Annotated in this window: 16 protein-coding genes; 5 read left to right on the top strand and 11 right to left on the bottom strand. The window is 76.6% G+C overall.

Annotation, left to right across the window (positions count from 1 at the left end):
- Nucleotides 1-86 precede the first annotated feature (86 nt).
- Together HDA33_RS02785 and HDA33_RS02780 are read left to right on the top strand one after the other, a co-directional pair.
- Nucleotides 87-794 (top strand): potassium channel family protein, encoded by a 708-nt coding sequence (locus tag HDA33_RS02785; RefSeq protein ID WP_184170683.1) that lies wholly within the window; start codon nt 87-89, stop codon nt 792-794.
- Nucleotides 791-1,564 (top strand): potassium channel family protein, encoded by a 774-nt coding sequence (locus tag HDA33_RS02780; protein WP_184170680.1) that lies wholly within the window; start codon nt 791-793, stop codon nt 1,562-1,564. The genes HDA33_RS02785 and HDA33_RS02780 overlap by 4 nt, the downstream gene beginning before the upstream one ends.
- On the opposite strand, the gene HDA33_RS02775 is transcribed toward HDA33_RS02780, so the two are convergent.
- From HDA33_RS02775 to dut, 4 genes are read right to left on the bottom strand one after another with little or no spacing between them, the layout of a single operon-like run.
- A complete protein-coding gene (locus HDA33_RS02775) occupies nt 1,456-2,175 on the bottom strand; it encodes a DUF3159 domain-containing protein (RefSeq protein WP_184170677.1) in 720 nt (239 codons plus the stop codon). The genes HDA33_RS02780 and HDA33_RS02775 overlap by 109 nt on opposite strands.
- Entirely contained in the window at nt 2,172-2,522 is a 351-nt protein-coding gene (locus tag HDA33_RS02770) for a single stranded DNA-binding domain-containing protein (protein WP_338104233.1), read from the bottom strand. The genes HDA33_RS02775 and HDA33_RS02770 overlap by 4 nt, the downstream gene beginning before the upstream one ends.
- Nucleotides 2,519-3,286 carry a DUF3710 domain-containing protein gene (locus HDA33_RS02765; protein ID WP_184170674.1) on the bottom strand — a complete coding sequence of 256 codons (768 nt, stop codon included), beginning with the start codon at nt 3,284-3,286 and terminating at the stop codon, nt 2,519-2,521. Before HDA33_RS02765 ends, HDA33_RS02770 begins: the two co-directional genes overlap by 4 nt.
- Complete coding sequence (gene dut, locus HDA33_RS02760) at nt 3,283-3,765, bottom strand: dUTP diphosphatase (RefSeq protein ID WP_338104232.1); 483 nt, start codon at nt 3,763-3,765, stop codon at nt 3,283-3,285. Before dut ends, HDA33_RS02765 begins: the two co-directional genes overlap by 4 nt.
- A gap of 118 nt (nt 3,766-3,883) precedes the next feature.
- Between dut and HDA33_RS02755 the strand changes: the two genes are divergently transcribed.
- Nucleotides 3,884-4,426 carry a DUF3093 domain-containing protein gene (locus HDA33_RS02755; RefSeq protein WP_184170668.1) on the top strand — a complete coding sequence of 181 codons (543 nt, stop codon included), beginning with the start codon at nt 3,884-3,886 and terminating at the stop codon, nt 4,424-4,426.
- A gap of 19 nt (nt 4,427-4,445) precedes the next feature.
- Here the strand turns inward: HDA33_RS02755 and HDA33_RS02750 are convergent, their stop codons facing one another.
- Nucleotides 4,446-4,745 (bottom strand): DUF4193 domain-containing protein, encoded by a 300-nt coding sequence (locus tag HDA33_RS02750; RefSeq protein WP_184170665.1) that lies wholly within the window; start codon nt 4,743-4,745, stop codon nt 4,446-4,448.
- Nucleotides 4,746-5,038: 293 nt separating this feature from the next.
- On the opposite strand from HDA33_RS02750, the gene sepH reads away from it, so the two are divergent.
- Complete coding sequence (gene sepH, locus HDA33_RS02745; RefSeq protein ID WP_184170661.1) at nt 5,039-6,643, top strand: septation protein SepH; 1,605 nt, start codon at nt 5,039-5,041, stop codon at nt 6,641-6,643.
- Between the two features lie 104 nt (nt 6,644-6,747).
- Here sepH and HDA33_RS02740 read toward each other — a convergent pair whose 3' ends face one another.
- The 3 genes from HDA33_RS02740 to HDA33_RS02730 are packed head-to-tail and all read right to left on the bottom strand — an operon-like array spanning nt 6,748 to nt 11,380.
- Entirely contained in the window at nt 6,748-7,929 is a 1,182-nt protein-coding gene (locus tag HDA33_RS02740) for an alkaline phosphatase family protein (RefSeq protein WP_184170658.1), read from the bottom strand.
- Complete coding sequence (locus tag HDA33_RS02735; RefSeq protein ID WP_017489515.1) at nt 7,926-8,594, bottom strand: DUF5998 family protein; 669 nt, start codon at nt 8,592-8,594, stop codon at nt 7,926-7,928. Before HDA33_RS02735 ends, HDA33_RS02740 begins: the two co-directional genes overlap by 4 nt.
- 56 nt (nt 8,595-8,650) lie before the next feature.
- Nucleotides 8,651-11,380, bottom strand: coding sequence for a bifunctional acetate--CoA ligase family protein/GNAT family N-acetyltransferase (locus HDA33_RS02730; protein WP_158493219.1), 2,730 nt, complete (start codon nt 11,378-11,380; stop codon nt 8,651-8,653).
- Between the two features lie 49 nt (nt 11,381-11,429).
- Between HDA33_RS02730 and HDA33_RS02725 the strand changes: the two genes are divergently transcribed.
- Complete coding sequence (locus tag HDA33_RS02725) at nt 11,430-14,033, top strand: DNA gyrase/topoisomerase IV subunit A (protein WP_184170655.1); 2,604 nt, start codon at nt 11,430-11,432, stop codon at nt 14,031-14,033.
- Here the strand turns inward: HDA33_RS02725 and cydC are convergent.
- Genes cydC through HDA33_RS02710 form a run of 3 tightly spaced genes read right to left on the bottom strand, consistent with a single transcriptional unit; the run spans nt 13,984 to nt 20,340 of the window.
- Entirely contained in the window at nt 13,984-17,712 is a 3,729-nt protein-coding gene (gene cydC / locus HDA33_RS02720; protein ID WP_338104231.1) for a thiol reductant ABC exporter subunit CydC, read from the bottom strand. The genes HDA33_RS02725 and cydC overlap by 50 nt on opposite strands.
- Nucleotides 17,709-18,731 (bottom strand): cytochrome d ubiquinol oxidase subunit II, encoded by a 1,023-nt coding sequence (cydB, locus tag HDA33_RS02715; protein WP_049147391.1) that lies wholly within the window; start codon nt 18,729-18,731, stop codon nt 17,709-17,711. The genes cydC and cydB overlap by 4 nt, the downstream gene beginning before the upstream one ends.
- Nucleotides 18,732-18,759: 28 nt before the next feature.
- The gene (locus HDA33_RS02710; RefSeq protein ID WP_095347518.1) at nt 18,760-20,340 is read right to left on the bottom strand and encodes a cytochrome ubiquinol oxidase subunit I; all 1,581 of its coding nucleotides are present in this window, start codon (nt 20,338-20,340) and stop codon (nt 18,760-18,762) included.
- Between the last annotated feature and the right edge of the window lie 75 nt (nt 20,341-20,415).

The raw sequence follows: 20,415 nt of genomic DNA, 5'->3' as shown, positions 1-20,415 counted from the left end.
CCCCGGCGGGGCCGCCGGGTGCGAGGATGGTGCCCGCGCGCCGGCTCCCCGACGCGCGGCATTCGGCACGAGAGGCAGGAGCGGGCATGGCCCATTACGTGATCGTCGGCGGCGGCCGGGTGGGCACCCGCCTGGCCTGCGCGCTCGACGCGGCCGGGCACTCCGTGGCGCTTGTGGACCGCGACCCGCGCACCGTGGACGGGCTCGTCCCCGGCTTCTCCGGCGAGCTCGTGGCCGGCGTCGGCTTCGACCGCGCGGCCCTGCTGGCCGCGGGCGTGGACCGCGCCCAGGGCCTGGCGGCCGTGACGGCGGAGGACAACACCAACATCATCGCCGCGCGCGTGGCCCGGGAGACCTTCCACGTGGAGCACGTGGTGGCCCGCATCTACGACGCCGACCAGGCGAAGGTGTACCAGCGCCTGGGGATCCCCACGGTCGCCTCCGTCCAGTGGACGGCGGACCAGGTGCTGCACCGCCTGCTGCCGGCCGGCACCGCCGACGTCGAGCGCCGGGACGCCTCGGGACGGCTGCTCGTCACCGGGCTCGTCCCCCACCCCTCGTGGTGGGGCCGGCGCCTCACGGACGTCGAGTCCGGGGCCGGGCTGCGCATCGCGTATCTCACGCGGCGCGGCGAGGGGCTGCTCCCCCAGCCGGGCGACCGGCTCCAGGAGGGCGACCTGCTGCACGCCGTGTACCCCGTGGACCGCCGGGACCAGGTGGAGGCCGCCCTGCAGGGCGAGGCCGTCCGACCGGACCGGGACGCCGAGGACGAGGACGAGGAGGGACGGGCATGAGGGCCGTCATCGCCGGGGCCGGCGCCGTGGGCGCCTCCGTGGCCCGGGAGCTGCACGCGCACGGCCACGAGGTGGTCGTCTTCGAGATCCGCCCGGATGCCGCGCGCAAGGCGGACGTGGGCGGGGCGAAGCTCGTGCTCGGGGACGCGTGCGACCTCGCGCTCCTCGAGCGGTGCGGCGCCATGGAGGCGGACGTGCTCGTGGCCGCCACCGGCGACGACCGCGCCAACCTCGTGTGCTCGCTGCTGGCCCGATCCGAGTTCGGGGTGGGCCGCACCGTGGCCCGCGTGAACAACCCGCTCAACGACTGGCTCTTCGACGAGTCCTGGGGCGTGGACGTCGCGGTGTCCACGCCGTCGATCATGACGGCGCTCGTCGAGGAGGCCGTGGAGACCGGCGACCTCGTGCGGCTGCTGAGGCTCGAGGCCGGCGGCACGGCGCTCTCGGAGTTCCGCGTGCCGGCGGAGCACTGGCTGGCCGGGCGCCGCGTGGGCACCGTCTCGTGGCCGCAGGACGCCCCGCTCGTGGCCGTCGTCCGCGACGGCGCGCCACGCCACGCCACGGCGGACGAGGTGCTCGAGGCCGGGGACGAGCTGTTCTTCCTGGCCGCGGCCGCGGCCGAGACGGCCCTGCGCCGCCTGTTGGTCGGCGAGGACCGCGCTCAGGCCCGCCCGGGGGCCGGCTCGTCCTCCGCCGCCGGGCGCAGGCCGTCGTCCTCTCCCGGCGCCGGCGCGCTCACCGACCAGGCGAGCCAGAGCCCGAGGGCGTAGAGCGGCAGGCCCATCACCAGCCGGGCCACGCCCAGGGCGGTGACCGCGTCCGCGAGGTAGAGCGGCACCTGCACGGCCAGGCGCAGCGCGAAGACCGCTACGAGGATCCACGTGGCCGTCGCGTAGGCGCGGCGCCGGCGCGGGCTCCGGCGCCAGTGCATGCCCTCGCCGCGGACGAGCCCCAGCACGAGGCCCGCGGCGGGCCAGCCGACGGCCACGGAGAGCGCGAAGGCCAGCCCGTAGGCGGCGTTCGTCACGAAGCCCCACAGGTAGTAGTCGCGGGCCTGCCCGGTGGTCAGGGCCACCACCACGGAGAGCACGACGACGGCCAGGCCGGCCAGCACCTGCACCGGCGACTGCCGCTGGACCAGGCGCACGACGCCGAGCACGAGCGCCACCGCGACCGCCGCGACGCCCGAGGGCCAGACCTGCTGGCTGACGACGTAGGCGGCCATGAACACGAGTGTGGGCAGGGAGGCCTCGACGATGCCGCGCCAGCCGCCCACGCTCGCCAGCGCGTCCAGGCGGCCCTGCTCGTCCACGCGGGCCCGGGACGGCAGCGCTCCGGCGACGTCCGGGGCGGGGCTCTCGGGTCCGCGGGGCTCGGTCACGGGCTCTCCTCTCGGGGCGGGCGCGCGCGCAGCGCGGCCTCGGGTGCGTCGATCAGGTCGAACGCGGGGTTGTGCAGGGTGAGGACGCCGTCCGGTCGCGTCAGGCGCCCGCGCACGGCCAGCCACTGGCCGGGCATCACCCCGGGCACCCGGCGTCGGCCGTGCCAGACCAGCTGGAGGGACTCCGTCGGCGTGACGCTGCCGGGCTCCGGCAGGCGGTCGGTCAGGGTGGCGCGGAAGACGGTGGCGTCGTCGGCGCCCGGCAGGGTCACCGAGGCGACGACGCCTCGGCGCTCGATCAGGTCGCCGGGGCCGGCGTCGGCCCGCTCCCCGGCGGCGGGGCTCACCGGATCTCCGTGATCTCCGGGCCGCGCTCGGGCAGAGCGGGGGCCTCCTGCGGGCCGCGCTCGGTGTCCGCGAGCACGTCACGGCCGGCGTCGGGCGCGGCGCCGGGGCGGCGGCGCTGGACAGGGCGGGCGTTGGCCGGCGGGCGCAGGGGCAGCAGCTCGCGCGGGGGCATCGGCTCATCGCCGCGCACCACCACGATGTCGGAGAACACCTGCTCGAGCTGGGCGGCGGCGTCGGGCTGGAAGGCTGCCTCGCCCTGGAACGCGCCGCGCACGAACCAGCGCGGGCCGTCCACGCCCACGAACCGGACGACGTTCCAGCCGGGCGAGCCGTCCGGCAGGGCCGCGGGGACGCGGGTGAGGATCTCGGTGCCGAAGCGGCCGGCCTGCTCCTGCACGGTCGCGTTCGGGGTGGTGTCCAGGGAGTCGCGCAGCTCCTCGCGCACCTCGTCCCACAGGCCCGCGCGGCGCGGGGCGCTGAACGCCTGCACCTGCAGCGCGGAGCGACCCAGGGTGATGGTGGCCGCGACGATGCGCTTGGTGGAGTCCTCCACGTCCAGGCGCAGCTTCATGCCCTGCACCGCGCGCACGCGCAACGAGCCCAGGTCGATGGCGCCGGCCGGGTCGGGGCGGGTGGCGACGTCGTGCGGGCCGGTCTCGGCGGCCTCGGGGAGGGCCGCGACCTCGTGGTCGCGCTCCTCCAGCAGCTCCTCGGGCAGGCTCACCTGCTCGTGGCGCACCTTGCGGTTCCGTCCGAAGATCACGATGTCCTCCCAGGGGCGTTCTCGGTGCCGAACCCGCCGGTCGAGCCGAAGCCGGCCGCGCCGCGCTCCGAGCCGGGCAGCGCGTCGACGGGCTCGAAGCGGGCCCGCACCACCGGCTGGATCACCAGCTGGGCGATGCGGTCGCCGCGGCGCAGTTCGACGGCGTCGGTCGGGTCCAGGTTGATCAGGGGCACCTTGATCTCGCCGCGGTAGCCCGCGTCGATGGTGCCGGGGGCGTTGACCACGCTGAGGCCGTGGCGCACGGCCAGGCCCGAGCGGGGGTGCACGAAGCCGGCGAAGCCCTCCGGGATGGCCAGGGCCACGCCGGTGGGGACGAGGGCCCGCTCGCCGGGGGCGAGCGTCACGTCGACGGCGGCGCGCAGGTCGGCGCCCGCGTCGCCGGGCTGGGCGTAGGCGGGCGGCGCCAGGGCCGGGTCCAGGGCGTGCAGGGGCACGGGCAGCTCGGCGGAGTCGGTCACGAGGCCCGACCCTACACGAGCCCCGCGCCCCCACGGGCGGTGCGCGCGGTGCGCCGCGGCCGCCGTCCGCGGCGCCGTCGCGCCGTCGTGGGGCCCGGGATGTGGGAAGCTGGGATCCATGCGTGAACCCCAGCAGCACCCCGTCTCCGATGCGCCCGTCGACCGCCCCCAGGACCCCGCCCAGGGGTCGGACCGGGTCCTGTTCGAGGAGCGGCTGACGCCCTCGGCGGGCGTGTGGGTGGTGGCGCTGATGCTGGCGTCGCTGACGATCCTGGTGTTCGCGCCGATCGACCTGTGGGTCGGGGTGGCCGCGGCCGTCGTCTTCTTCGGCCTCGAGGCGCTCCTGCTGCTGACGACGACGCCGCGCATCGTGGTGCGCGAGCGCACGCTGCAGGTGGGCCGGGCCTCGATCGAGCGCCGGCACGTCGGCGAGGTCACCGGCCACCGCGGCGAGGACGCCCGCCGGCAGCGCGGCCCCCTGCTGCACGGCCTGGCCTTCGTGGTGGTCCGCGGCTGGATCTCCCCCGTGGTCCGCATCCAGCTGACGGACGAGCGGGACCGCACGCCCTACTGGCTCACCAGCACGCGGCGCCCCGAGGAGCTGGTCGCGGCCCTCGGCGGCACCATGGTCCAGGAGGACACGGCGGACGAGGACCGCTGACCGGGAGGCTGCGCCGGGCTCAGCCCTCGCAGTCGGTGCAGTAGGTCATGCCGTTCTTCTCGCGGGCGGCCTGCGAGCGGTGGCGGACCAGGAAGCACGAGGCGCAGGTGAACTCGTCCGACTGTGCGGGCAGCACCCGCACCAAGAGCTCCTCGCCGGAGAGGTCCGCGCCGGGCAGCTCGAAGCCCTCCGCCGCCTCGGTCTCGTCCTCGTCCACCACGGCGGACTGCGTGTCCGTGCGCCGCGCCTTCAGCTCCTCGATGGAGTTCTGGCTCAGCTCTTCCTCGTTCTTCCGAGGGGCGTCGTAGTCGGTGGCCATGGGGTTCTCACGCTCCGCTGGTGGGGGACGGCACCGGGACCGGTGCCGGGCAGTGGCGGGACTGGCCCGTGGCCGGAGCACACGGGACCGGCCTGCGCCGTTGCGCGTAGATTGTGCACCATGACCTCCGCCCTGCCAAATGATGACGGGCCGTCTCGCCGACGGCGGACGCGCGGGTCCCGGCGGGCGCCGGTCGGGGTCCGCCGCGCGGCCCGGCCGCTAGGATCGGGGAATGCCCGGCCGGGCGGCCGCGCGCCCGGTGACGAGAACACGACGTGGGAGGGACCACCGCCATGGCAGAGCTGCGACTGACCGGACCCACCGAGGACGGCGACGCCCTGCGCCTGCTGGATCCCGACGGCGCCGAGCACGCGCTCCCCCTGACCCCCTACCTGCGCCGCCTCGTGCTCGAGGACGCCGAGCGGGCGGGCGACGACGACGCCGCCCCCGCATCCTCCTCCTGGTACGACCTGGCGGAGATGGACGAGGCCGCCGAGGAGGACTCGCCCGGGGGCGAGGAACCGTCGGACGACGATGACGCGGCCGGCCAGAGCGAGGACGCCCCCGGCCCCACCCGTCCGGACGAGGAGCTGTCCCTGACCCCGCGCATCGACCCCGAGCCGGCCCCGACGCAGACCCCGCAGCCCGCGGCCGACGCCGAGGACGACGACACGGCCCCCGCTGCCGCCTCCCCCGCCGCGCTCACGGACCAGGAGTCCGTGAAGGCCGCCGCCACCCAGGAGGCGGAACCCCTCTCCCCCCGCGAGATCCAGCAGCGCATCCGCGCCGGCGCCTCGGTGGAGCAGGTGGCCCGGGAGAGCGGCAACGCGTTCTCCCGCATCCGCACCTACGGCTACCCGGTGCTGGCCGAGCGCGGCTGGATGGCCCAGCAGGCCCAGGCCGTGGAGGTCTGGGTCGGCGGCCCGGACCTCTACTCCGACGTCGTCGAGGACGGCGGGCCCAGCACCCTCGGCCTCCTCGCCGGCCACCGCCTCGCCGAGATCGGCGTGGACGGCTCCTCCCTGGAGTGGGACGCCTGGCGCGGCGAGCAGGGCGGCTGGACCGTGGCCGCCCGCTTCTCCGTGGCGGGGCTGACCGGCCTGCCCACGCGCGAGCAGCCGCCCGCCCTGTGGTCCTTCCGCCCGGCCGGCCGCCACCTGGAGCCCCGGAACGCGTGGGCCCGCGTCCTCTCCGAGGCCGAGGCCTGGGACGTGTTCTCCCGCGCCGAGGCCGGCGCCCCCGCCGACGCCCCGCTGGAGTCCGTGGATGCCGAGGTCGCGGCCGACGCGCCGGAGTCCGTCACCCCGGCGGGCGCCGCCTCCGCGAGGACGGACCGGGACGCCGACCTGCTGGAGATCCTGCGGGTGCGCCGCGGCCAGCGCGTGGGCGCGGACGTGGAGTCCGACGACGCCCTGGCCCACCTGATCGCCCGCGAGCACGCCGACCGCCAGGCCCGCGAGGACGACGCCCCGCGCCGCCTCGCCCCCGTGGACGCGGAGGGCCGCCGAGCCGCAGCGGACGAGGCCGGCTCCGGAGAGGATTCCCCGCACGAGCGCCCGGCCGGTGTCGGCGCCGATGCCGCGACCCCCGCCGAGGTCCAGGCCGTCGTCGACCGGGCGGACGAGACGCCGGAGACGACCGCGGACCCCGCGGCCGAGGTAGCCGACGCCTCCGAGGCCGCTCCGACCGACGCCGCCGACGACGACGTCCCCGCCGACACCCCCTCGGACGCGGCGGAGGACGCGGACGACGAGGAGGCCCGGAAGGCCGAGGCGCCCGCGGCCCGCGATCGTCCGGCGATGCCCGTGGTGACCCCGCGGCCCCGCGCCCGCTCCGCGGCGCGCCGGGCGTCCGTGCCGAGCTGGGACGAGATCGTGTTCGGCCGCAAGGGCGACTGAGCAGCCGCCGCGCAGACGGCCCGCGACCGATCCGGTCGCGGGCCGTCGCCGTCCCCGCAGGTCGCCGCCGCATCCCCGCTGCCGGAGGCGCCGGATCCCGCGGCTCAGCGCCGCCAGGTGAGCAGCGGGACCTCGCGCTCGGCGCGGGTGGGCGAGCCGTGCTGGCCCACCATCTCGAAGGCGTGCGGGGCCACGCGGCGGCCGTCGTAGAGCGCGAGGTCGCCGTGCACCGCGACGAGCAGCTCGCCGATGCGCCCGCACACCCGCTCCTCCACCACGGTCCCGAACCAGCCGGCCGCCACGGCCTCGTCGCGGGTGAGCACCCACGCGTGGGCGCCGAAGCGGTCCTCCCAGGCCCTCCGCACCCGCGCGCGCACGTCGGCGTCGGCGTCGGGCCGGAAGTGCAGCTGCACGAGGCGCGGCTCCCCCGCCGTGTGCGCGATCCCCTCGAGCAGGGCGGGGTCGGCGAGCGCGCCGGACTCGTCGGCGGCCGCGTAGTCCACGCGCCGCGTCGGCGGCACGTCCACCATCCCGTGGTCGCCGGTGGCGAGCACCACGGTGCCGGCGGGGACGCGGTCCACCAGGCGGCGCAGGGCGCCGTCGATCTCCTCCAGCGCGTGCAGCCAGCGGTCCGAGCCGACGCCGTCCCGGTGCCCCGCCTTGTCCAGCTCGTTGACGTAGAAGTACACGAGGGTGGGCTCGCGGGCGTCCTTGAGCACCCGCTCGGCCGCCTGCGCGCGGGCCAGCAGGCCGCGGCCGGCCACGAACCGCCCGCCGCGCAGCCCCGCCCGGGTGAGCCCGGAGTGCTCGAACGCCGGCAGGGAGACGGTCACGGCGTCCACGCCGGCCGCCCCGGCCCGCTCGAACACGGTGGGCCGCGGCTGCCAGGCCACGGGGTCCGTGGCCTCGTCCCAGCCGCCGAGCTGGTTGACCACGGCGTCCCGCTCAGGGTCGAGCACGTCGTAGCCGGCCACCCCGTGCTCGCCGACGTCCAGACCGGTGCCCAGGCTCGTCAGCGACGCGGCGGTGGTGGTGGGCACGGCGGCCTGCAGCACCCGGCCGCTGTCGGCCATCGCCGCGCGCAGCGTGGGCGCGTGCCCGCCGAAGCGCTTGAGCACGGATCGGCCGAGCCCGTCCACGAGGGCGACGACGACGCGGCGGCTCGCGGGCACCCCCAGCGCGTTCTCGCAGCCGGGGACGCCGAGCGCGGCGGCCGCGGAGGTCAGGACCGAGCGCAGCGCCCGCTCCGGGGGCACGACGCCGACGGGGACGGCGGGTCCGCTCACGCGGTGGCCGCCAGGTGGGCCCGGCGCAGGGCACGGGCGAAGGCGAGCGCGCCGTCCACGGCGCCCTGCCCGTCGGCGTCCGCGGCGACGCGGATCACGAGGTCCTCGCGGGTGGCGGTGCCGGTGTAGCCGTGGTCGAGGTCGCACTGCGGGTCCGCGCAGCCCGCGGGCTGCAGGTCAAGGCGCTGGCCGCCGGCCCAGATCAGGCCGAGGGTCATCTCCGCCACGGGGTCCGCGGGGCTGAAGCGGGCCGGGTCGGCGTGGCCGGTGGTGAGCACCACCGAGCCCAGGGCCCGCACCGGGACCATCTCGGTGGAGACCTGCGCGAGCACGGCCTGGCCGGCGGCGTCCGCGGCGTGGTCGTCCAGGTGGACGGCCAGCAGCGCGTCCTGGGCGAGCACGAGCACGGTGATGTGCCGGTGGATCTCCTCGTAGTCGAAGTGCGTGTCCACGTGGACCAGGTGCGCGTCCGGGGTGCGCTCCCCCAGCTCGACGGCGATCGCGTGCGCCACCAGCTCCGGGTAGAAGCCGGCGCGCGCGAGCGAGGCGCCGAGCCCGCCGGCGCCCTCCAGCGTGCGGGCCTCGTGCCGGTGCTCCCCCGACGCCGGGGCGCCGGGGCGGTGCTCGGGACGGCCGGACTCGTGACTCCTGCGGAACGGGCTCATGGGCTCCATGCTACGGGCCGCCCGCGCCGGGCGACCGGTGCCTGGGGACGGCCCGCTCAGCTGCCGCGCAGGGCGCGGCGGGCGGAGTCGGTGCGGCCGGCGGCGTTCGCCACGTCCACCTCGGCCTGGAGGACGGTGACGCCCTCCGGGGAGGCGAGCACGGGCGAGAAGCGCAGCCGGGCCACCTGGGGCAGGTCGTCCTTGAGGACGCTGACCCGGCCCACGAGGTCCTCGAGGGCGGCGAGGTCCACAGCGGGCACCCCGCCGCCGCCCTCCAGCTTGGCCGCCGCGCGCGGGGCGCGGACCATGCGGGCGACGTCGCGGTCTGTCAGCGGGGGCACCCGGTGCACCCAGTCCCCCAGCAGGTCGGTCGCGTCGCCGGCGATGCCGAAGGACACCACGGGGCCCAGCAGCGGGTCCTCCAGCGCCGTGACCATGCAGGCCTGCCCGGCCGGGGCCATGGCCTGGACCTCGAGCTCGGTGACCCCGAAGGGCGCAAGGACGCGCCGCATCTGCTCCACGTTGCGCCGCAGCGAGTCGGCGTCCACCACGTTCAGCCGCACGCCGCCCAGGTCCAGCCGGTGGCGCAGGTGCGGGTCCACGGCCTTGACGGCCACCGGGAAGCCGAGCCTCTCGGCGGCGGCCACGGCCTCGTCCGCCGTCTCGAAGCGGGCCGAGGGCAGCACGGCGATCCCGTAGTGCCCGAGGAGCTCCTCGGTCTCGGCCGGGCTCAGACGCACCAGCTCGGTGCCCTCGGCGCGCGCGGCGGCCGCCTCCACCAGGTCCTCGGCGGCGTGCAGGCGCACGTCGGCCGGCTCGAGCGGCTCGCCGGCGTCCTCCCCGCGCCACCGGACATAGTCCGCGAGCGCGCCGAGCACGCTCATGGCCTGCTGGGGCGAGGGGTAGAAGGGCACGCCGGGCTGCAAGGAGCCGGGCTCGGCGTCGTCGGCCACGGGGCCCGAGGCGCCGAGGGTGGCCCCGGCGTAGCGCGGGGAGACGACGTCGGTGAGGCAGACGAGCACGGGCATCCGCGCGCCGGCCGTGGCCTCGGCCAGGGCGCGGGCCACGGTCTCGGGGTCGTCGTCCTCCTGGTGCAGGCCCAGGCGGCCCACCACCACGACGGCGTCGGCCTGCTCGTGGGCGACGGCCTCGCGGACCGAGGCGACGAGGGTCTCGGCGGGCGGTGCCACGCCCTGTTCGCTGCCGGCCAGGCCCACCGTGGCGACGACGTCGAGGCCGGCCTCGGCGGCGGCGTCCCGGGCGAGCCGGTCCACGGCGAGGGAGTCGGCCACGAGCACCACGCGGCGGCCGGTGGGCAGGGGCTGGCTGGCCACGGCCATGAGCAGGTCGAGCATGGCCTCGTGGGTGTGGACCTCGAGCACGCCGGTCTGGTCCAGCATCGAGTCCACGGCGCCCTCGGGGGCCTGGGTGGTGCGGGTCTCGTGCCCGGGGGGCAGGAACCGGCCGGTGACGTCGGAGCGGACCACCACGACGGGCTTGGTGCGGGACAGGCGCCGGGTGATGCGGGTGAACTTGCGCGGGTTGCCGAAGGACTCGAGGTAGACGCCGACGGCGGCGGTGTGCGGGTCGGCCTCGAAGAACTGCATGGCGTCGTTGCCGGAGACGTCGGCGCGGTTGCCGGCGCTGATCGAGGTGGACACGCCCACCCCGCGGCGCTTGGCGCCGGCGGAGACCATGGCGCCCACGGCGCCGGACTGGCTGAACAGGCCGACGGGACCGCGCTGGGCCAGGCCCGGGTAGGGCGAGGCGTTGAGCCGCACGGCGGGGTCGGTGCGGACGAGCCCGGCCGAGGCGGGACCGATCACGCGCATGCCGTGGGCGCGGGCGAGGGAGACGAGCCGGCGCTGGGCCTCGAGGCCCTCCGCGCCGGCGTCGGCGTAGCCGGAGGTGAGGACCAGCAGTCCGGCGGCGCCGGCGGCGGCGGCCTCGGGGACGAGCGCCTCCACCTGGTCCACGGGGACCGCGACCACCACGAGCTCGACCTCCTCGCCGATCTCGGCGAGCGAGGCGTGGGCGGTGAGGCCCTGCACCTCGCCGGCGGCGCGGTTCACGGCGTGCACGGGGCCGGTGAACCCGCCCTCGAGGATGTGGCGCAGCACCATGGAGCCGACGGCCTGGGGGTCGCGGGAGGCGCCGACGACGGCCACGGACTCCGGAGCCACGAGCTCGGCGACGCTGCGGGCCTCGGCGCGGTGCTCGCGGGACTCGACCACGGCGCGCCAGCGGGCGGTGGGGTCGATGGGGAACTCGACGGCCACGACGCCGTCCTCGAAGCGCCGGGTGACCTCGAAGCCGGACTCCTGGAACACGGAGAGCATCTTGCGGTTCTCCGGCAGCACCTCCGCGGTGAACCGCCGGATGCCGTGCTCGCGGGCGGCGACCGCCAGGTGCTCCATGAGGATGGAGCCCAGGCCGCGGCCCTGCGCGGCGTCGGAGATGTTGAACGCGACCTCGGCGGCGTCGGAGTCCCCGTAGCGGTCGTACCGGCCCACGCCGAGCAGGCGGCCGCCGCGCGTGATCACGAACGCCACCCGGTCCTTGTGGTCCACGTGCGTGAACCGGTCCAGGTCCTTGGCGCTGAGCTCGGACTTGTAGGTGAAGTAGCGCAGGTAGATCGAGGTCTCGGACTGCCCGGCGTGCATGCGCTTCAGCTCGTCCGCGTCCTCCGGGGTGATGGGGCGCAGACGCGCCGTGGCGCCGTCGCGGAGGACGACGTCGGCCTCCCAGTGGCTCGGATAGTCGCGGACCGGTTCGGTGTCACCCATAGGATTCACCCTAGACAATCCCCGACGCCGTGAGGACTCCCCGAGCACCATGATGTCCCGTTCTTCCCGTTCCCGCCCCTCCGAGCAGGACGTCGCGCGCCCGCTCCCGCTGGAGCAGGAGAACATCGTCGACGTCGACGTCTCCGAGGAGATGGAGGCCTCGTTCCTCGAGTACGCCTACTCGGTGATCTACTCCCGCGCCCTGCCGGACGCCCGCGACGGGCTCAAGCCGGTGCAGCGGCGCATCCTCTACATGATGTCCCGGATGGGGCTGCGCCCGGACCGCGGCCACGTGAAGTCCGCCCGCGTGGTGGGCGAGGTGATGGGCAAGCTGCACCCCCACGGCGACGCCGCGATCTACGACGCGATGGTCCGCCTGGCCCAGCCGTTCTCCCTGCGCCTGCCCGTGGTGGACGGGCACGGCAACTTCGGCTCGCTCGACGACGGCCCCGCGGCCCCGCGCTACACGGAGGCCCGCATGGCGCCGGCCGCCCTGGCGCTCACCGCGGACCTCGACGAGGACACGGTGGACTTCGTCCCCAACTACGACAACCAGTTCCAGCAGCCCGCCGTCCTGCCCGCCGCGTACCCGAACCTGCTGGTCAACGGCACCACGGGCATCGCCGTCGGCATGGCCACGAACATGGCCCCGCACAACCTGCGCGAGGTGGTGGCGGCCGCCCGCCACCTGCTCGCCGACCCCGAGGCCGACCTCGAGGCGATCATGGCGCACATCCCGGGCCCCGACCTGCCCTCGGGCGGCCGGATCGTGGGGCTGGACGGGGTGCGCGACGCCTACGCCACCGGCCGGGGCACCTTCCGGATGCGCGCCGCCGTCGCCGTGGAGCAGGTCTCGGCGCGCCGGACCGGGCTCGTGGTCACCGAGCTGCCGTACGCCGTGGGTCCGGAGAAGGTCATCGAGCGGATCAAGGCCGGCGTCGACGCGAAGAAGCTCAGCGGCATCGCCGACGTCGTGGACCTCACGGACCGCAAGAACGGGCTGCGCCTGCAGATCGAGCTGAAGTCGGGCTTCAACCCGCAGGCCGTGCTCGCCGCCCTCTACCGGCACACGCCGCTCGAGGAGACCTTCGGCATCAACAACGTCGCCCTCGTGGACGGCCAGCCGCAGACCCTGGGCCTGCTGCCGCTGCTGCGCGTCTACGTGGACCACCGCCTCGACGTGGTCCGCCGCCGCACCGCCCACCGGCTGCAGCGCCGCCAGGACCGCCTCCACCTCGTGGAGGGCCTGCTGCTCGCCCTCGTGGACATCGACGAGGTCATCGAGATCATCCGCTCCTCGGACGACACGGCCGCCGCGCGCACCCGGCTGATGGGGGTCTTCGACCTCACCCAGGTGCAGGCGGACCACATCCTCGAGCTGCGCCTGCGCCAGCTCACGAAGTTCTCCCGGATCGAGCTCGAGGCCGAGCGGGACGAGCTGCAGGCCGCCATCGCCGAGCTCGAGGCGATCCTCGGCTCGGAGGCGCGCCTGCGCGAGGTGGTCTCCGCCGAGCTGCAGGCCGTGGCCGACGAGTTCGGCGACGACCGCCGCACCGTCCTGCTCGAGGCCGAGACCGTGGCCGCCCCCGCCGCCTCGACCGCCGGCGGGCCCACCCCCGCCGGGGCCGCCCAGGCCGGGGCGGACCTCATGGTCCCGGACACCGCCTGCTGGGCCGTGCTCACCACCTCCGGGCGCCTGCTGCGCACCGCCGACCGCACCCCGATCGCCTCGCAGGGGCGGCGCCGCAAGCACGACGCCTTCGCCTCCGTGGTGGCGACGACGGCCCGCGGTGAGATCGGCGCCCTCACCTCCACGGGCGCGCTGCACCGGATCCAGGCCGTGGACCTGCCCGCCGCGCCCGAGCCCTCCGCGGCCCCGGCGATGACCGGGTCCGTCCCCGCCAAGGAGCTGGTGCCCCTCGGCAAGGGCGAGAGCCTCGTGGCGCTCGTGCCCCTGGACGCCGTGATCGCCCTCGGCACCGCCCAGGGCGTGGTCAAGCGGGTGCGCCCCGAGTGGCCGTTGAACCGCGAGGTGGCGGAGGCGATCGCCCTCAAGGACGGCGACGCGGTGGTCGGCGCCGCCCCAGCCGTGGACGACGAGGACCAGTTGGTCTTCCTCACCCGCGCCGGGCAGCTGCTGCGCTACGCCGCGTCCGCGGTCCGCCCCCAGGGTCCGGCCGCCGGCGGCGTGGCCGGCCTGCGGGTGGCCGCCGACGACGCGGTCCTCACCTTCGGCGTGGCCCCCGCCGCCTCCCTCACCGGCTCCGGCGACGACGCGGCCGCCCACCCGCGCCCCGCCGTCGTGGTGACGGTGACGGACGGCGAGGGCGATCTGCTCGGCTCCGCCGGCGGCTCCGTGAAGGTCACGCCCCTGGGCGAGTACCCGGCCAAGGGGCGCGGCACCGGCGGCGTGCGCGCGCACCGGCTGCTCAAGGGCGAGACGTCCCTCGTGCTCGGCTGGGTGGGCGCCGGCCCCGCGCTGGCCGCCTCGAAGGCCGGCGTGGCCCGGGCGCTGCCGGTCGAGTACGGGCGCCGCGACGGCTCGGGCGTGCCCGTGGACCAGCGCATCGAGGCCGTCGGCGCCGGGGCCTCCCCCGAGCTGCTCAGCGCGCTGCCGGTCGCGGACGACCCCGTGACGGTCTCGGCGGACTGACGCCCAGGCGCAGCCGCACGTCGGCCTCCGCGGCCAGGCGTTCGTCGTGGGTGACCACCACGGCGATCCGCCCGGCCAGGGCCGCGCGCAGGTCCGCCATCAGGGCCAGGGCCTCGTCCTGGCCCACGTGCGCGGTGGGCTCGTCCAGGAGCACGACGTCGGCCCGGGCCACGAGGGCGCGCGCCACGGCCAGGCGCTGGCGCTGGCCTCCCGAGAGCACGCGGCCGCCGGCGCCCACGGGCGTGTCCAGTCCCTCCGGGGCCGCGGCCAGCCAGGGGCCGAGGCCGACGCGCTCGAGCACCGCGGTGAGCTCCGCGTCGTCCGGGGCGTCCTCGGGATCCCGGGCGAGCGCCAGGTTGCCGCGCAGGCTGGAGTCGAACAGGAGCGCGTCCTGCGGCGTCCACGCCACGCGCGCCAGCGCCGCCGCGTCCGCGGGTGCCTCGACGCGGCGCCCGTCCGACTCGGTGCGCAGCAGGTAGGCGCCCTCGGCCAGCGGCTGGAACCCCAGCAGCACGGCCAGCAGGGTGGACTTGCCCGCGCCGGAGGGACCGGTGACGACGGCGGTCTGCCCCGGCTCGACGCGCAGGTCGACGCCGCTCCAGAGCGGCGCGTCCGCGCCCTCGAAGCGGACGGCCGCGCCGCGCAGGACCAGGCCCGTGACGCGCACGGGCGCCGCCGGCTCCGAGTCGGCGGACATCGAGGCGGACGTCGGGTCGGGCGTGGCCGAGGCCCGGCCCGGGTCCGCTGCGTCCGGGACCGCGGTGCCGGGCTCGTCCTCGCCCAGCAGGTCGGCCGCGGCGCGCGCCTGGGACGCCAGGGTGCCCAGCTCCTGGGCGGACTGGGCGAGGGCCCCGTAGGGCTCCGCCCAGGACAGGACGAGCAGCACCGCTAAGGCGGCGACGGCCGCGGCGGTGCCGGTCTGGGTGGCCGTCAGGGCCACGGCCAGCGCGGTGCCCCCGGAGACGAGGACCGCCAGCGCCCGGCCGGCGCCCGCGGCCCACGCCGCCCGGCGCTGGGGCGCCTGCAGGGCGGCGTCCGCCTCCGCGAGCCGGTCGGCGGCCGCCCGGGCCCGGCCGAGGCCATGCAGGTCCGGGGCGGCGGCGAGCACGGCCGCGACCCGGTCCAGCATCCCAGCGCGGTGGCGCACGGCCGCCTGGGTCTGGCGCCGGTCGAGCGCCGCGACGACGACGGGGATCGCCACGAGCCCCAGGGCGCCGGGCACGAGGGCGGCCACGGCCAGCTCCGGGGCCAGCAGGGCCACGGCCCCGGCGCTCACGAGCCACGCGAGCACGGCCGCCGGCACGGGCACCATCACGCGCGGCGCGGCGTCCCGCAGGGCGTCCACGTCCGCGACGAGCACGGACAGCGCCCCGTCGGCGCGGCTCAGGCGCCCCCACAGGGCGGGCCGGCGACCCAGGGCGTCCCACAGCCACAGCCGCAGCCGGGAGGCCCAGCCGAGGACGGCGTCGTGGGTGGCCAGCCGGTCCAGGTAGCGGAGCACCGCGCGGGACAGGCCGAAGGCGCGGACCAGCACGATCACGGAGAGCAGGTACAGCACGGGCGGCCGCCCCGCCGCGGTGACGATGAGCCAGCCCGAGAGCCCCGCGAGCAGCGCCGCGGACAGGTGCGTCCCCGTGGCCCACGCGACGCCGGCCCACAGCCGGCCCGAGCGCCACGGCAGGATCCGCAGGGCGGCGCGCGTCCGGGCACGGCGCGCAGCCGCCGGGGACGGCGCGGTGGAGGTCGCGGAGGCGGGGACGGGCTCCGCCTCGACCGGCGAGGCGACCGCGGCCGGCAGGGCGACGGCGGCCGTCGTGGCGGCCTCGGGATCCGCGGCGCCGCCGGCCGCGGCGGCCTCGGGATCCGCGGCGCCGCCGACCGCGGCCCCGGCCGGGGCCAGGGGCGTGCCCTGCGCGTCGACGAGGGCGTCCGCGGTGCGCTGCAGCGCCGGGTCGTGGGAGGCGGCCACCACAGTGCACGGCGGCAGGGCCAGGCCGGGCACGCCCGCGCGGGCGAGCGCGACGACGCCGGCGCGCACGGCGGCCGCAGCGGCGTCGTCCAGGTGGGCGGTGGGCTCGTCCAGGAGGACGAGCCAGGGGCGCCGGTCCGCGCCGGCGTTGCTCAGCCGCGCCAGCGCCCGGGCCAGGGCGACGCGCCGCAGCTCGCCGGGGCTGAGCTCCACGGGCCGCCGGTGCGCCGCGCCGTCCAGGGCGACGGCGGCGAGCACGGCGGCGCGCTCGGAGTCCGCAAGCGCCCGGCCGGCCGCGGCGTCGAGCTCCTCGCCCACCGTGGGCTCGAGCAGGCGCGGATGCTGGCCGACCCACACGGTGCGGTCCGGGTCCACGCCGCTCACCCTCCCCTGCACGCGGGCGTCCGTGGTGCGCAGCAGTCCCGCGAGCAGGTGCAGGAGGGTGGACTTGCCGGTGCCGGAGGCCGAGCCGAGCACGGTGAGCGTGCCCGGCGCCGCGCGCAGGTCCACGCCCTGCAGGACGGGCCGGTCCCCGAAGGCCACGCCGACGTCCTCGAGGACCACCGCGCCGGGCGGGGCCGCCGCGGGGCCGGCCGCGCGCGCCGGTGCGGCGGTGGGGTCCGCGAGCGCGTCCCGGGCCGCCCCGGGCACGGGCGCCCGCGCGGCGGCGCGGGCCCGGCCCTCGGCCTCGCGGCCGTCCTCGGAGGCGTGGTACGCGCTGCCGACGTCACGCAGGGGCAGGTACACCTCGGCGGCCAGGACGAGGACCACGAGCCCGGCACCGAGGTCCATCTGCCCGTAGACGAGGCGCAGGCCGATGAACACGGCCATCACGGCCACGGAGAGCGAGGCGATCAGCTCGAGCGCCATGCCGGAGACGAACGCGGTGCGCAGGGTGCCCAGGGTGGCGGCGTGGTACCGCTGCGAGGCCCGCTCGAGGGCGCGGCGCTGGACGCCGGCCCGGCGCAGCCCCACGAGCACGGGCAGTCCGCGGGCGAGCTCCACGAGGTGGCCGGAGAGGCGGTCCAGCCCGTCCTGGGCGGCGTCGATCCGCTCCTGGGTGTGCCGGCCGATGAGGACCATGAAGAACGGCACGAGCGGGACGGTCAGCAGCACCACGAGGGCGGAGAGCGGGTCCCGGGTGAGGATCCAGGCGCCGAGGACCGGGGGCACGACGGCGGCGGAGGCCAGGGCCGGCAGGACCTCGGTGTAGTAGTCGTCCAGGCCCTGCAGGCCGTGGGTGACCAGCACGGCGTCCGCGCCCGAGCGGGGGCGCGAGCCGTCCGCGGAGGCCAGGCGGTGGGCCACGAGGTCGCGGCGCACGCCCACCTGCACGCCGAGCGCGGCGCGGCGGCCCCACACCCGCTGGCCGGCGTCGGCCAGGGCGCGCAGCCCCACGCCGGCGGCGCCGAGCGCGAGGGCCCCGGCGAACGACGACGCCGCACCGACCGGCCCGACGGGCGCGGGCGGGAGGAAGAGCATCTCGACGAGCTGGGCCGTGCCCTCGGGGTCGAGCGTGTCGGCCATGCGGGTCAGCAGGCGGGCGAGCGACTCGGCGAGCAGGATCCAGCCCGCGGCCCGCAGCGCGGCGAGCCCGAGCATCGCCGCGACGGCGCGGCGCGCGGCCGGGCTCAGGTCGGGGCCGCGGCGGCGCCGGGGGCCGTCGTCGTGCTTGCGGCCTGGCCCACGGGGCGCGCCGTCGTCGGTCACACCGGCTCCACGGCGTGGGGCTCGGGGATGTGGGTCTCGCGCACGCGACGGCGGAACACCCAGTAGGACCACGCGGAGTAGGCCAGCACGATCGGCACGAAGACGAGGCTGATGACGGCCATGATGCCCAGCGTGTACGGGCCGGAGGCCGCGATCTCGGCGGTGAGGTCGAAGGCCGGGTCCACGGTGGAGGGCTGCAGCACGGGGAACTGGACGATCATGACGGCGCTCCAGGCCGCCACGAGGAACAGCGTCAGGCCGGCCAGGGCGAGGCCCTCCCGGCCTCGGCGGGCGGCCACGACGGACCCGGCCGCGGCCGCGACGCCGGCGGCCAGCAGCGCCCACGTCCAGGGGCGGTCGCCACGCAGCAGGACGGCGCCGGCCCACACGAGCAGCGGGACGAGGGCCACCGGGGTCCAGCGCGAGAGGAAGCGGGCGGCCGCCTGCCGCGGGGCGCCGTCGGTCTTGAGCCCGATGAACGCCCACGCCTGGGCGATGGAGAAGCCGACCACGGCCAGCCCACCCAGCACGGCCCAGCCGTTGAGCCACGCGAAGGGCCCGCCCACGCGGTCGCCGTTCGCGTCGATGGGCAGCCCGGTGGTGGTCAGGGCCAGGAAGGCGCCCACGACGAAGGCGGCCGTGAAGGAGCCCAGGGCCAGGCACCAGGTCCACACCGCCCGCGTGCGGTCCGTGCGCGCCTTGCCGCGGTACTCGATGGAGACCGCCCGCAGGATCAGGGCGAGCAGGAGCAGCAGCATGGGCAGGTACAGCGTGGAGAGCAGGGAGGCGTACCAGAACGGGAACGCCGCGAACATCGCGCCGATCGCCGTGATGAGCCAGACCTCGTTGCCCTCCCACACGGGGCCGATCACGTTCAGCAGCACCCGGCGGCGCCGCTCGTCGCGGGCCCAGGCCTGCATGAGCATGCCCGCGCCGAGGTCGAACCCCTCCAGGGCCAGGTAGCCGAGCCAGAGCACGGCGATGATCACGTACCAGAAGACGGGCAGGGCCTCGGCCATTCTCGTTCGGTCCTCTCAGCTGCGGGGGTCAGTAGGCGAACGCGAGCACGTCGTCGCGGTCGTGGCGGTCCTCGTCGGGGTCCCGGTGCTCGTCCGCCGTGAGCTCCGGCATGCCGGCGGGCACGCCGCCGCGCACGTAGCGCACCATCAGCACCACCTCGACGACGAGCAGCACGGCGTAGATCCCCACGAGCACGATCAGGGAGGCGAGCACCTCCTGGGCGCTCACGCCCGGGGAGACCGCGGCGGCCGTGAACATGTACACCTCGTCGACGCCCATGGCGGGGTTCGGGTAGACCACGAAGGGCTGCCGGCCCATCTCGGTGAACACCCAGCCGGCCACGTTCGCCGCAAAGGGGGCGCCGATGGAGGCGACGGCGGTGGCCGTCCAGCCCCGCGAGTCGGGGACCGTGCCGCGGCGGGTCATCCAGAGGGTGAGCGCCCCGGCCAGCGCGCCGAGGCCGCCGAAGGTGATCATGAGGCGGAACCCCCAGTAGGTGACCTCCATGAGCGGCTGGTAGTCGATGGGCGCTCCGGCGCGCTCGCCGTACAGCGGGTCGTCCGGCAGGTGCGTGCCGTAGCGCTCCTCGAAGTCCGGCAGCAGGGAGTTCAGGCCGGGCACGGGGGTGGTGAAGTCCTCGTAGGCGAGGTAGGAGAGCAGCCCGGGCAGCTCGATCACCGTGGTGACGTCGGTGCAGGTGGTGCGGTCGCCCGCGCCCAGGTCGCCCAGGGTGAGGACGGAGAAGGCGGTGCCGTCGTGGCACGCGGCCTCGGCGGAGGCCATCTTCGTGGGCTGGAACTCGATCATCTGCTGCGCCTGGGCGTGCCCGGTGAAGGCGGTGCCGAGGAAGCCGACGATCGCCACCGCGGCGCCGGCGCGCAGGGACGTGATCCACACGCGGTGGTCCAGGCGGTCGCGGGCCTTGGAGCCCGTGGTGCCGACGACGACGCGCCCGTGCTCGTCCACGGTGTCGATCCCGTCCCGCCGGCGCTTCCACAGGTGGTACCAGGAGATGCCGAGCAGGAAGCCTCCGGCGACGGCCCAGGAGCCGGCGATGGTGTGGGGGAAGTGCGTGAGGACGATGGGGTTGGCCAGCACCGCACCGATGTCGTTCAGCACGGGCCGCCCGTCGACCACCTCGTAGCCCACCGGATGCTGCATGAAGGCATTCGCGGTCATGATGAAGTACGCGGACAGGTGGGCCCCGATCACGGCGCACCAGATGGCCGCCAGGTGCAGGCGGCGGGGCACCCGGCCCCAGCCGAAGATCCACACGCCCAGGAACACGGACTCCAGGAAGAAGGCGATGAGCGCCTCCAGGGCCAGCGGGGCCCCGAAGACGTCGCCCACGAACCGGGAGTACTCGGACCAGGCCATGCCGAACTGGAACTCCTGCACGATGCCCGTGGCCACGCCCATGATGAAGTTGATCAGGAAGAGCTTGCCCCAGAACTTCGTCATGCGCAGGTACTGCTCCCGGCCGGTGCGCACCCAGAGGGTCTGCATGACGGCGACCACCAGGCCGAGGCCGATGGTCAGGGGCACCATGAGGAAGTGGTAGACGGTCGTGATGCCGAACTGCCACCGGGCGAGGTCGAGGGGATCCACGGACGGCTCCTGAGACGAGGCGGGCTCCGGCGGGGACGGACCGGAGGGTCCCGTCCACCCTAGCCACTTTTTCTA

The organism is Micrococcus endophyticus (genome assembly GCF_014205115.1).
Classification (GTDB): Bacteria; Actinomycetota; Actinomycetes; order Actinomycetales; family Micrococcaceae; genus Micrococcus; species Micrococcus endophyticus.
Note: the sequence above shows the minus strand (reverse complement) of the source record. Positions and strands in the feature narration are given on the sequence as shown.